This is a genomic window from Mycobacterium sp. E136, assembly GCF_001666865.1.
GTDB lineage: Bacteria > Actinomycetota > Actinomycetes > Mycobacteriales > Mycobacteriaceae > Mycobacterium.
Genome location: NZ_LZJE01000213.1, coordinates 1 through 11,725, shown reverse-complemented (window position 1 = coordinate 11,725; position 11,725 = coordinate 1). Strand labels below are relative to the sequence as shown.

Below are 11,725 nucleotides of genomic sequence, written 5' to 3'. Positions count from 1 at the left end.
TGTTCGACCAGCACCGCGTTGGCGCGGGCCCGGCGCAGCAGAAGATGCGCGGGATGCTCCCAGGTGAAGCCGATGCCGCCGTGGACCTGCACGGCGCCCTCGGTGATTTCGACCGCGGCGTCGAAGGCGTCCGCGGCGGCCAGTTCCGCGGCGCGGTCGTCGTCCCCCTCGGCCGCCGCCGCCACGAGGCTGCGCGCCCCTTCCAGCGCGACCAGCATGTCGGCGCAGTGGTGCTTGACCGCCTGGAACGACCCGATCGGCGCGCCGAACTGCTCGCGCTGACCGGCGTACTCCACCGTCATCTCCAGCAGCCGCGCCGCCGCGCCGATCGCATCGAACCCGCGGTGCAACGCCAACGCGGCGCGGACGCGCTCCGATGTTCCGGCGGGCAGCGGCCGCCACTCGAGCGCGGCATCGTCGACGGTCAGGCGCGCCCACGAGCGGGTCAAATCCAACGTCGTCAACTCGGTGAGCACCGGATTGTCCACGACCGCAACGGATTCGCCGCGCACGACGATGAACTGCGCCATGTCGGCGGCCATCGGCGCCGGCCGGGTGGTGACTCCCTTCACCTGGGCCACCCCGGTGAGCGCGTCACTGTCGGCGCCGGCGCGTTCGAGCACCCAGCGCGCGACCGCCAGATCCGCGATCGGCAGCGAACTGCCTGCGTAGCCGTGCGCCTCGGCGCACACCGCCAGGTCCATGTGGGTGCCGCCGACCTCGGTGGTCAGCAGGTCGAGCAGACCCGATTCCTCGGCGTGGGCGACAGCGTCGCCGTCGATGCGAATCGGCGCTTGCTCCAACGCTTGTCGCACCTTCACGATCGGATCGTGGCGGTTCAGCCACGCCCGCTCCGCGTCGGCGAGTTGTTCTTGTTCGTCGGTCATGCCGATGTCCATGTCGACTCCCTCGAGTTAGTTGACCTAGTAAACCATGTGGACTACGTTCGACGGAACGGGTCAACCCGACTCAGAAGGTGGCGATGACGAGCATCCGAGAAGCGCTGGGGCGGCTGTGGGATGCGCCCGACGAGGCGCCGATGCTCCAGCAGGACGGGCAGTGGTTCAGTTGGGGTGACATCCGTGTTCTCAGCGAAACGATCGACCGCGAACTGACCGTGGCCGGCGCCGGACCCGGAGCCCGGGTGGCCGTCGTCCTGGAGAACCGGATGGAGTCGGTCGCCGCGCTGATCGCCCTGCTGCGCACCGAGCGGACACTGGTGACGCTGAGCCCGTTGCAGCCGGCCGACCGTCTCGGCGACGACCTGAGCGCCAGCGGCGCCGACTACGTCCTCGCGCCGCGGGAACTGTTGGAGAACACGGTGTTCGGCGCGGTGGCCACCGACAGCGGCGCGACCGTGTTCGCCGTCGACGGCAACGATGTCGCGGTTCACGCCAAGGCGTCGCGTGAGCCCCGGCCCGGCGACCCCGGAGTGCTGATCGAGATGCTGACCTCCGGGACCACCGGCCCGGCGAAGCGGATCCCGCTGCACCGCAAGCAGATGGAAGCCTCACTGTCGGCGGCGCTGGAGCACAACAACCGGCCAGAGGTCCGTGACAAGCCGCCGCTGACCGGCGCGGTCGGCATGGTGATCCTGCCGATCGTGCACATCGGCGGGTTGTGGTCACTTCTGACCGCGCTGCTGGCGGCGCGACCCATTGTGATGCTGAAGCGGTTCAGCATCGAGGGTTGGCATGCCGCGATCGTCGAGCACCGGCCCATCCTCGGCGGCCTGCCGCCACCGGCGATCCGCGCCGTGCTCGACTCCGACATTCCGCGCGAGGACCTCTCGAGCCTGCGGGCCATGATCGCCGGCACCGCCCCCGTCAACCCCGACCTGGTGGACGCCTTCCTCGAGCGCTTCGGCATCCCGATCCTGATCACCTACGGCGCCACCGAGTTCGCGGGCGCCGTCGCCGGCTGGACGGCCAAGGACTTCCGCGCATCGTGGGCCGACAAGAAAGGCAGCGTCGGGCGGGCCTTCCCCGGGGTACGGCTACAGGTGGTCGACGACGACGGCCGGGTCGTCGGATCGGGCCAGACCGGACGATTGCAGGTGGCGTCGGCGCAGGTCGGTGACTCTGCCGAGAAGTGGGTAACAACAAGCGATCTCGCACACATCGACGCCGACGGGTATCTCTACATCGACGGCCGTGCCGACGACGTCATCGTTCGCGGCGGGTTCAAGATCGCCCCCGAAACCGTGGTGCAGGCCCTGCGCAGCCACAACGCTGTCGCCGACGCGGCGGTCGCGGGTCTGCCCGATCAGCGACTCGGTCAGGTGCCGGTCGCGGCGGTGCAGGTGAAGGACGGTGCGACGGTGACCGGCGAGGCGCTCCGCGAGCACTGCCGCGCCTCGCTCACCCCCTACGAGGTGCCGACGCAGGTGTTCGTCGTCGACGAACTGCCGCGCAGCGCCGCTCTAAAGGTCGACCGGCGGCGCCTGATCGCGCTGATCGAAGAACTTCAACAACGGAACTAGGAAGGGCACAACGATGGGACGCGTGCAGGACAAGGTCGTTCTGGTGACAGGTGGTGCGCGCGGACAGGGCCGCAGCCACGCGGTGAAGCTGGCCGAGGAGGGTGCCGACGTCATCCTGTTCGACATCTGTCATGACATCGAGACCAACGAGTACCCGCTGGCCACGCCGCGCGACCTCGAGGAGGCGGGTCTGGAGGTGGAGAAGACCGGCCGGCGTGCCTACACCGCGGAGGTCGACGTGCGCGACCGGGCCGCGGTCACCCGCGAGCTCGCCAACGCCGTCGCGGAGTTCGGCAGGCTCGACGTCGTGGTGGCCAACGCCGGAATCTGCCCGCTCGGCGAACATCTCGACGTCCAGGCGTTCGTCGACGCGTTCGACGTCGACTTCATCGGCGTCGTCAACACCGTGCACGCCGCCCTGCCGCATCTGAAGGAAGGCGCGTCGATCATCACCACCGGGTCGATCGCCGCGCTGCTGGCCGCCAAGATGCCCGCGGGCGCCGGCGGCCCGCAGGGGCCGGGCGGCCTGGGCTACAGCTACGCCAAGCAGCTGGTGGACTCGTACAGCACGCAGATCGCCGGTCTGTTGGCCCCGAAATCCATCCGGGTCAACGCGATTCATCCCACCAACGTCAACACCGACATGCTCAACAGCGCGCCGATGTACAAGCAGTTCCGGCCCGATCTCGACGCACCCACGCGCGACGACGCGATGCTGGCGTTCCCCGCCATGCAGGCGATGCCCACCCCGTACGTCGAACCCGCCGACATCTCCGCGCTCGTCTGCTACCTGGCTTCCGACGAATCCCGCTTCGTCACCGGACAGCAGTTCCGCGTCGACGCCGGCGCGATCCTCAAGTTCTAGGAGATAGGAGAACCGAATGACAACCACGCAGCAGGACGAGAACGCCGTCATCGAGGGCCGCATCACCGACGAGGACATCGAGCGGGCCCGGGCGCAGATCGGCATCGCGGTCCACCAGCGCGACGAGCCGTGGAACAAGCTGCCCAACGCCGACGCCATCTCCCACTTCGCGTGGGGGTGCGGTGACGACAACCCACTGTTCCACGATCCGCAGTACGGTGCCGGCACCCGCTGGCACGGTCAGATCGCTTCGCCGACTTTTCCGATCGCCACCGGCCTGGACCAGACGCCGAAGTTCACCGACCCGGAGCGCAAGAAGCTGTTCCGCGGACTGTTCCGGGGCACCGGCAAGTACTACGCCGGCGTGAAATGGACCTGGTACCAACCGATCTACGCCGGGCGACCCGTGCTGATGGAGGTCTACACCAAAGACGTCGAGGTCAAGGAGAGCCAGTTCTCCGGTGGCCGCTCGGTCAAGGAGACCTACCGCTACCTGTACGTCGACGTCGACGGACACCCGATCGCCACCCGCGACGAGGCCTACATCAACGCCGAACGCCACGGCTCGAAGAAGTCGGGCAAGCTGGCCGGAATCGAGCGCCAGCGCTGGACTCCCGAGGAACTCGAGGAGGTCGAGCAGGCGTACGAGGCCGAGGTGCGGCGCGGTGCCGATCCACGGTGGTGGGAGGACGTCACCGTTGGCGAGGAACTGCCGCCGATCATGAAGGGCCCGCTGACCGTCGTCGACATCATCAGCATGCACATGGGCTGGGGTTGGGGCGGTTACGGCGTCGGGCCGCTCAAGTACGCCCACCAGTTGCGCAAACGCATGCCGGCGTTCTACACCCCCGACGAGTACGGGGTGCCCGACATCGTGCAGCGGTTGCACTGGGACCCCGAACGCGCCAAGGCGCTGGGTATCCCGGCGCCCTATGACTACGGGCAGATGCGCGCGGCGTGGGTGAGTCACCTGCTGACCAACTGGATCGGCGACGACGGCTGGCTGTTCGAGATGGATCTGCGGATGCGCGGGTTCAACTATCACGGTGACATCCACCGCTGCACCGGGTCGGTGAGCGCCAAGGGAGACGGACCGGGCGAGGTGGTGTCGATCGACGTCGCGGCCACCAACCAGCGCGACGAGACCACGACCCGGGGTAGCGCCAAGGTGCTGCTGCCATCGCGCGACACCGGAGCCGTCGTGCTCCCGGTTCCCGACGACGACCTGAGGCGGCGCGGCGCGCAGGTGGCGTCGCGCAAGGCGGGCCGCGTCGGCGAGGAGATGCGCCGCATCCACGGAGAGTGAACTGAACTGGAGCTTATGAGGGCTGCGCAGACCATCGAGGGAATAACGACGGCGAGAGCTCCTCGACATCAAGGACTTCCGGGAGGCCAAGACGGTGTTCTCGGAACGAAGCAAGCCGACGGTGATTAGGAGGTCGCGATGAAGAAGCCGATGAACGGAGTGCGGGTTCTCGAGGTCGCGCAGTACACGTTCGTGCCGTCTGCCGGCGCCGTGCTCGCGGACTGGGGCGCCGACGTCATCAAGATCGAAAACCCGGTCACCGGCGATGCTCAGCGTGGTCTGGTGACCGTGCTCGGCCGACAGGCCGCCAAACCCGACGAACCGTTCGCCCCGATCATCGAGGGGCCCAACCGCGGCAAGCGCAGCGTGGGGTTGTCGCTGGCGCTGGCGCAGTCGCGGCCGGTGTTCGAAGAACTGGTCCGGCGCGCCGACGTGTTCCTTACCAGTTACCTGCCGCAGACCAGGGCGAAGCTGCGCATCGAAGTCGAGGACATCCGGCGTATCAATCCCGACATCATCTTCGTGGGCGGCAGCGGATACGGCGGGCGCGGCGCGGACCGCGACACTGGCGCGTACGACGCGACGGCGTTCTGGGCGCGCGGCGGAAGCGCGGACGGCATCGCCGCCGACGACACCGACATTCCGGCATACATGCCGGCGGGCGCGTATGGCGACAACATCGGCGGCATCGCCATCGCCGGCGCGGTGGCGGCGGCGCTGTTGGGCAGGCAGATGACCGGCGAACCCTCGATCGTCGACGTCTCCCTGCTCGCGGTCGGGGCGTGGGCGATGCAGTTCGACGTCAACCTGGCGATGCTCAACGGATGTCCGCCGCCGAAAGTGCACGGCCGAACGCAGGCCACCGGCAATCCGTTGACCGGTGTGTACCGGTGTGCCGACGGCCGGTTCGTCCAGCTGTCGATGCTGCAGCCGACCCGCTACTGGCCGGAGTTCTGCCGGCTCTTTGGACTGGCATCGGCAGCAACGAATCCGAGATTCGAGTCGGTGGAGGCGCTGGCGGCCAACGCCGACGAGGCAGTGCGACTGGTGGCCACCGCGATCGAATCGCGGACCTTCGCTGAGTGCAAGCGGTTGCTCGACCAGTCCGGCGGGCAATGGGCGCTGGTGCAGGATGCGTGGGACGTCGCCAATGACGAGGCGCTGCTCGCCAACGGCCGGATCGCCGACATCGTCGACGCACGGGGCTGCCGGCAGAAGCTGGTCGCCAGCCCTGCTCAGTTCGACGGTGCCGCAGCCGATTTGACCCGGGCGCCGATGTTCGCCGAGCACACAGACGAGGTGTTGCGGGAGCTGGGTGTCGACGACGCCGGTCTACTTCATTTGAAATACGACGGCGCCATCACCTGATTGGCTGCTGGTACCGCCGGCCGCGGCAGAGCAGAGTCTGGTGCCTGGTTGCGCAAGTCCGCGTCGGACTGGTCCCGGCAGTCGGCTGCGTCTGCTCCGCCGTGAACGAGAATCAAGCAGTGGCACGGTCGAATTCTTCGCGGTGTCAGCGGAACCGGGGCTTGCGCTTGTTCGCGCGGGAGTCGATGGGGTTCTCGTAGTCGTTGCCAATGTGCGTATACGACAACCCGTGTCGTTGACGCTGCGTGGGGGGCAGGTCCCTGGCCTCCCACAGCGCACGCACGGTCCCCTGCACGGCTTGCGGTCTGCGCGCGGCGATCTCGGCCGCGATCTCGGCGGCGCGTTCGCGCAGCTGGTCGTCGGGCACTACCTCGGTGACAAGTCCCAGGCGAAGGGCGGTGGCGGCGGTGATGCGCTCCTCGCTGCCAGACAGCGCCCAGCGCATCACATCGCCGAACGGTACACCCAGCGACAGCATGCCCATCGGCTCGAGCGCCGAGACCACCCCCCCGTTAAGGTGCGGGTCGAAGAAGGTAGCCCCCTCCGAGCAGATGGCGAAGTCACATTCGTTGACGAAATACATTGCGCCGCCGGCGACCATGCCGTGCAACGCCGCGATGACCGGTTTCCAGACGCGGTGTGTTTTGGGCCCGAGGGAGGCGCCGGGGTCCTCCTGGTTGAAGACCGGTTCGTCGGCCCACCAGCGGCCCGCCGAGACGTCGATGCCGGTGCAGAACGCGCGCTCGCCGTTCGCCTGCAGGACGGCAATTCGGATGTCGTCGTCCTCGCGCACCCGCTTCCAGGCCGCCGCGATCTCCTTGGCCATAGTCTGGTTGAAGCTGTTCAATTGGTTCGGCCGATTCAATGTCACGGTCGCGACGTGATTGGCGGCTGTGAACTCGATCGTTCCGAACTCCGTCATCGCCTACTCCTCCCCAGCCCAGCACCGCAGTAACTAGGTTAACTATGTGGACGGATCACGATAGGTATGCCCGGCGCGAGGAGTCAAGTGGTCCGCTGTGCCGAGGTATCGGTTCTCGGCCGGAACAGCGGCAGCCAGACGCGGCTGTCGTCGTCGCCCGAGGTGCCCGCCCATTCCTCGAAGAACACCTCGACGGGCAGGCCGACATGTATATCGTCGGCGCTGATGTCGACGACGTTGGTCATGAGGCGGACGTCGGGTTCGTCGTCGAGTTCGACCATCGCGACGATGTACGGCGGTTCGAAGCCGGGGATCCAGGGCTGGCGATTGACCGTATAGGCGGCAACGGTGGCCAGGCCGGAGGTCGGTTCCGGATCGACGTCGGTGCTGCGGCAGCGCCAGCACGCCGGCCCCGGCGGGTGAAAGAAGTGGTGGCACTTTTGGCAGCGGGAGATCAGTAGTTGCCCGCGCTTGCCGCCGGTCCAGAACGCTTGCGACTCGGCGGCGGGTGCGGGTACCAGCCGAAAGTCGGGTCTGCGGTAGGGAGCATCGGTCGGCATGGCACAAACAGTAAACTATTTATCGTTTTTAGGACTCAACTAACGGTGGTTCCGTCCCGCGGGCAGTGTCCGACGATAAGGTGTCGGGCACGTAGGTTGGAGCCGACCTGGGTATCCGACCCCGACCTGGCCCCAGGGCCGCAGAGGAAATGTAGATGGCAGACGAGACCACTCCCAGCGAAGGGGACGTGAGCGAATCGACACCCGACTTCGACGCCGCGGCCGAAGGTGGTGAGTCCACCGCCTTGACCGCGGGCACGACTGAAGACGCCGGTGAGGCCCAAGACTATGACCTCGAGGCAGATGAGGCAGACGACCCTGACGAGGCGACGCCGGTCAAGCCACGCATGTCGCACGTGCGGCTGGCGACGATCGTCGGGCTCGTGGTCGTGGTGGCTCTTGCGGCGCTGACCGGGTGGCTCGGGTACCGGGCGTACGAGTCGCGGCAAGCCGACGATCTGCGCAACCTCTTTCTGCAGGTCGGGCGGCAGGGCGCGCTGAACCTCACGACGATCAGCCACGAGCACGCCGAGCAGGATGTGCAACGTGTCCTGGACTCGTCGACCGGGACGTTCTACGACGACTTCCAGGCCCGCGCGCAACCGTTCATCGAGGTCGTCAAGCAGGCGCAGTCGAAGTCGGAGGGCACGATTTCGGAGGCGGGAATCGAGTCATTGAACGACGACGAGGCCAAGGTGCTGGTTGCCGTGACCGTCAACACCACGAATGCGGGGGCACCCGAGCAGGCGCCGCGGTCCTGGCGGATGAGGATCTCGGTGCAGAAAACCGGCGAGGACGAGGCCAAGATCTCGAATGTGGAGTTCGTACCGTGAGCAATAGACATCGACTTCCGCGGCGCAAACGAGACGACGCCACCGACGAGTCCGCCGAGAAGGGTACGACGCCGGCATCCGAGGCGGTCGAGTTGACGGAATCGACGGCCGAGACGACGACGGCCGCCCCGGCGGAGACACCCGAGTCGACGGAGACGACCAAGCCCGCGGAGACCACCGAATCAGCGGCGGCTTCGGAAGCGACCCCAACAACCGAGACAGCGGAGGCCTCGGAGTCCGTCGAGACCACCGAGTCCACCGGCGGGCGAGGCATCAACTGGGCCCGCGTCTTCGCCTTCGGTGTGCTGCCCGCCCTCGCCCTGCTGCTGGCGGGTGCAGCGGGCTACCTGAAGTGGGTCGACAACTCCGTGCGCAACGCGGACGCGGCGCGCGCCGAGTCGGTCCAGGTTGCCAAGGACAGCACCGTGGCGATGCTGTCGTACAAGCCGGACACCGTCGAACAGCAGCTCAACGACGCACGTTCCCTGCTGACCGGCGAGTTCCAGGAGTCCTACACCGGGCTCATCAACGACGTGGTGATCCCCGGCGCACAGCAGAAGCAGATCTCCGCGGTGGCCTCCGTGCCGGCGGCCGCCTCCGTGTCGGCCGGCCCCGACGAGGCCGTGGTGTTGGTGTTCGTCAACCAGACCGTGGTCATGGGGCAGGACGCTCCGACGGATACCGCCTCGAGTGTGCGGGTGACGTTGGAGAAGATCGACGGTCGCTGGCTCATCTCGAAGTTCGACCCGGTGTAGGAGCGTAGTGGCCGACCCCGAACTCATCGACGTCGATGCGCCGGGAGTGCGGCTGCGCGCGCTCAGTTGGGGCACCGTCGGTGCTCCGATCGCCTTGTGCCTGCACGGTTTTCCCGACACTGCGCACGGGTGGCGCAACATCGCACCGTTGCTGGTCGATGCGGGATGGCGGGTGGTGGCGCCGTTCATGCGAGGCTATGCACCGTCGTCGACGGCATCCGACGGCAGCTACCACGTCGGCGCGCTGATGGACGATGCGCTGCGGGTACTCGACGCGGCCGGGCCGACGGGGCGCGACGTGTTCGTCGGCCATGACTGGGGAGCGATCGCAGGGGCCGGGCTCGCCGCAATGCCGGACAGTCCCTTCTCGAAGGCTGTCATCATGTCGGTGCCGCTTGCCGCCGCGTTCCGACCCCTTGGCCGGACGCCGGACGCGGGCCGGCTCGCCGCGCAGTTGCCGCGCCAGTTGCTCCGCAGCTGGTACATCATGTACTTCCAATTGCCCGGCCTCCCTGAGCGATCCGCGTCGTGGGTGGTGCCCCGCTTGTGGCGCCAGTGGTCGCCGGGTTACGACGCCACCCAGGACGTCGCCCACGTCCTCGACGCGATCGGCGCGCCCGAGAATTGGCGCGCCGCTCTCGGCTACTACCGGGCCACCGTGCGCAACAGCAAGCCACCCGCGCAGTACGCCGAACTGCACCGGCACTGGCTGTCGGCGCCGCAGCTGCCGACGCTGTACTTGCACGGCACCGACGATGGTTGCGCCTCAGCCGATTACGCTCGATGGGTGCAGCGGGTTCTGCCCGAGGGGAGTGAGATCGCCACCGTCGAGCGGGCCGGTCACTTCCTGCAGCTGGAACAGCCCGAGGCCGTCGCGAGGCACATCGTCGACTTCATCGGCGCGGTGCGCGCTTAGCCTGGAGGACATGAGGCGGCGACTGGCTGCGGTGGATGCGCAGACATACTGGATGTCGGCGAAGATCCCCAGCGATCAGTTTCTGCTCTACGGTTTCGCGGGGGCCGTGGACCTCGATGCGGCGGTGGCGCGACTCGGAGATCGGGCGCGCGGTTGCACCGAGTTGCGCCTGCGGGTGCGTGACGGCAACCCGCTGACGTATCCGCAGTGGGTGACCGCGGACGTGTCGCCGAACCAGTTCGTGATGCACGCCGCGGGGAACAGTTGGGCGGAGTGTCTGGCGATCGTGGCGGGTTTGTTGAGTTCGGACCAAGTCGATCTACGGATCATGGCGTGGCGGATCCACATCTTCCCGGCTGTCGAGAACGTTCCGGGAGCGGGACTGGGCACGGTTGCGGTGGTGCAGGTGGCGCACGCGCTCGCAGACGGGGTGCGGTCATCGGCGTTGGCGGCGTGGTTGTTCGGGCGACGAGCGATCGTGTCCAATGTTCCGGCCCCAGAGCTGTTTCCGGGATTGAGGTTGCTATGGCGCGGGCATGCGGCGGCACGGGCTCACCGCAGGCTCGTACGCGATACCTCGAATGGATCGGTTCCGCCGCCTGTCGATCCGCGTCCGGCGTTGCGGAGCAATGCGCGACCGGAAGGCTTACGCAGTATTCGGACGGTGGTGATGCGGCGCGCAGAGATGCTCGGGTCGACGGTGACGGTCGGTGTACTGGCCGCGATATCCGAGGCGTTGGCCGGACACCTGCGCGAGTTCGGTGACGACCCGTCGCTGCTGGGTGCCGAAGTGCCTATGGCGAAAGCGGGAGACCGGCTCGCCCACAACCACTTCGGCAACGTGGGTGTCGGCCTGTATCCGGATCTGGCCTTCGATGCGCGAACCTTGCGCATCGCCGAGGACCTCAAGCAACGCCGACGCAGGGCCGCCCATCCGGCGATGGCTCCGGCCAACCGAGCGTCCGCCGCGGTGCCTGCCTGGTTACTGCGTTATGGCGTAGGGAAATTCGACCCGACACTGCGCTCTCCGACCGTCACGGGGAACACCGTCGTCTCCAGCGTGAACCGCGGGCCCGCCGACCTACGCTTCGGCAATTCGCCCGTCGTAATCACCGCTGGATTCCCGGAGTTGTCTCCGATGATGGGCGTGACGCACGGCGTACACGGCATAGGAGACACCATTGCCGTCAGCGTGCATGCGGCCGAGTCGGCGATCGGCGACATCGACTCTTACATCGAGAGATTGGCAGCGGCGTTGAGGGCCCCGCGCCCTTAGATAGCTGGGGGATTGTTGCGTTGGGCGAGTTGTGCGGCGACGATCGGCCGGTCGTGAGGGCGTTCGTCGATGATGGCTTGGGTGCGGTTCTGTTTGCGGCGCGACATTTTTCAGGGTGCGCACCTGCTCGGACGGGTCGTCGGGGTGGTGGTCGATGACTGCGGGGTGGTAGCGCGGTTCAATACCGGCGTTGCCGGGGATGGATTACCGGTTGTATTCGAGCGGTCCGAGCGACGGTGCTCGCAAGCAGCGGGGCGCGGAGCAGGCCCTTGCCCAGTAGCCAGGGTCGGTGCCCGCCGGAGCCCCTAACCCGCCGGGCGACGCCGAGTTCGGGCGTGCAGGGCCACCGCGTTCTTGCGAGGGGGCTGGGCAAGGGCTTAACACATGGCCTAGATTTTGTTGCATGACTGCTTACGACATCGGCGTGCTGATCCTGCGGGTG

The 11,725-nt window shown here is 67.4% G+C and carries 11 protein-coding genes; 8 read left to right on the top strand and 3 right to left on the bottom strand.

Annotated elements, in window-relative coordinates; all coding sequences use genetic code 11:
* The coding region (locus A5698_RS13940) for an acyl-CoA dehydrogenase family protein (protein WP_068297697.1) at positions 1-899 on the bottom strand (899 nt) is incomplete at its 3' end.
* Positions 900-982: 83 nt separating this feature from the next.
* Between A5698_RS13940 and A5698_RS13935 the strand changes: the two genes are divergently transcribed.
* The 4 genes from A5698_RS13935 to A5698_RS13920 all read left to right on the top strand — a co-directional run bounded on the left by A5698_RS13935 (position 983) and on the right by A5698_RS13920 (position 6,021).
* The gene (locus tag A5698_RS13935) at positions 983-2,482 is read left to right on the top strand and encodes a class I adenylate-forming enzyme family protein (RefSeq protein WP_068297704.1); all 1,500 of its coding nucleotides are present in this window, start codon (positions 983-985) and stop codon (positions 2,480-2,482) included.
* Positions 2,483-2,495: 13 nt separating this feature from the next.
* The gene (locus A5698_RS13930; RefSeq protein WP_068297694.1) at positions 2,496-3,347 is read left to right on the top strand and encodes a mycofactocin-coupled SDR family oxidoreductase; all 852 of its coding nucleotides are present in this window, start codon (positions 2,496-2,498) and stop codon (positions 3,345-3,347) included.
* A 16-nt stretch (positions 3,348-3,363) separates the two neighbouring features.
* A complete protein-coding gene (locus A5698_RS13925; protein WP_068297691.1) occupies positions 3,364-4,653 on the top strand; it encodes an FAS1-like dehydratase domain-containing protein in 1,290 nt (429 codons plus the stop codon).
* A gap of 138 nt (positions 4,654-4,791) precedes the next feature.
* Positions 4,792-6,021 carry a CaiB/BaiF CoA transferase family protein gene (locus tag A5698_RS13920; RefSeq protein ID WP_068297685.1) on the top strand — a complete coding sequence of 410 codons (1,230 nt, stop codon included), beginning with the start codon at positions 4,792-4,794 and terminating at the stop codon, positions 6,019-6,021.
* Positions 6,022-6,166: 145 nt separating this feature from the next.
* Here A5698_RS13920 and A5698_RS13915 read toward each other — a convergent pair whose 3' ends face one another.
* A complete protein-coding gene (locus A5698_RS13915; RefSeq protein ID WP_068297682.1) occupies positions 6,167-6,943 on the bottom strand; it encodes an enoyl-CoA hydratase/isomerase family protein in 777 nt (258 codons plus the stop codon).
* Positions 6,944-7,026: 83 nt separating this feature from the next.
* A complete protein-coding gene (locus tag A5698_RS13910; RefSeq protein ID WP_068297680.1) occupies positions 7,027-7,503 on the bottom strand; it encodes a Zn-ribbon domain-containing OB-fold protein in 477 nt (158 codons plus the stop codon).
* 155 nt (positions 7,504-7,658) lie between these two features.
* Here A5698_RS13910 and A5698_RS13905 point away from each other — a divergent pair, with 155 nt between their 5' ends.
* Genes A5698_RS13905 through A5698_RS13890 form a run of 4 tightly spaced genes read left to right on the top strand, consistent with a single transcriptional unit; the run spans position 7,659 to position 11,283 of the window.
* Complete coding sequence (locus A5698_RS13905) at positions 7,659-8,336, top strand: Rv1363c family protein (protein WP_068297678.1); 678 nt, start codon at positions 7,659-7,661, stop codon at positions 8,334-8,336.
* Entirely contained in the window at positions 8,333-9,091 is a 759-nt protein-coding gene (locus tag A5698_RS13900; protein WP_084792435.1) for an Rv1363c family protein, read from the top strand. The genes A5698_RS13905 and A5698_RS13900 overlap by 4 nt, the downstream gene beginning before the upstream one ends.
* 7 nt (positions 9,092-9,098) lie before the next feature.
* Positions 9,099-10,007, top strand: a complete 909-nt coding sequence (locus tag A5698_RS13895) for an alpha/beta fold hydrolase (RefSeq protein WP_068297676.1) — start codon at positions 9,099-9,101, stop codon at positions 10,005-10,007.
* 10 nt (positions 10,008-10,017) lie between these two features.
* The gene (locus A5698_RS13890; RefSeq protein WP_068297674.1) at positions 10,018-11,283 is read left to right on the top strand and encodes a WS/DGAT/MGAT family O-acyltransferase; all 1,266 of its coding nucleotides are present in this window, start codon (positions 10,018-10,020) and stop codon (positions 11,281-11,283) included.
* Positions 11,284-11,725 lie beyond the last annotated feature (442 nt).

What these genes read in the sequence shown, in the direction of transcription:
- A5698_RS13935 (WP_068297704.1), top strand. Translation starts at nt 983, where the DNA reads ATGACGAGCATCCGAGAAGCGCTGGGGCGGCTGTGGGATGCGCCCGAC.
- A5698_RS13910 (WP_068297680.1), bottom strand. Translation starts at nt 7,503, where the DNA reads ATGCCGACCGATGCTCCCTACCGCAGACCCGACTTTCGGCTGGTACCC.
- A5698_RS13930 (WP_068297694.1), top strand. Translation starts at nt 2,496, where the DNA reads ATGGGACGCGTGCAGGACAAGGTCGTTCTGGTGACAGGTGGTGCGCGC.
- A5698_RS13905 (WP_068297678.1), top strand. Translation starts at nt 7,659, where the DNA reads ATGGCAGACGAGACCACTCCCAGCGAAGGGGACGTGAGCGAATCGACA.
- A5698_RS13925 (WP_068297691.1), top strand. Translation starts at nt 3,364, where the DNA reads ATGACAACCACGCAGCAGGACGAGAACGCCGTCATCGAGGGCCGCATC.
- A5698_RS13890 (WP_068297674.1), top strand. Translation starts at nt 10,018, where the DNA reads ATGAGGCGGCGACTGGCTGCGGTGGATGCGCAGACATACTGGATGTCG.
- A5698_RS13915 (WP_068297682.1), bottom strand. Translation starts at nt 6,943, where the DNA reads ATGACGGAGTTCGGAACGATCGAGTTCACAGCCGCCAATCACGTCGCG.
- A5698_RS13920 (WP_068297685.1), top strand. Translation starts at nt 4,792, where the DNA reads ATGAAGAAGCCGATGAACGGAGTGCGGGTTCTCGAGGTCGCGCAGTAC.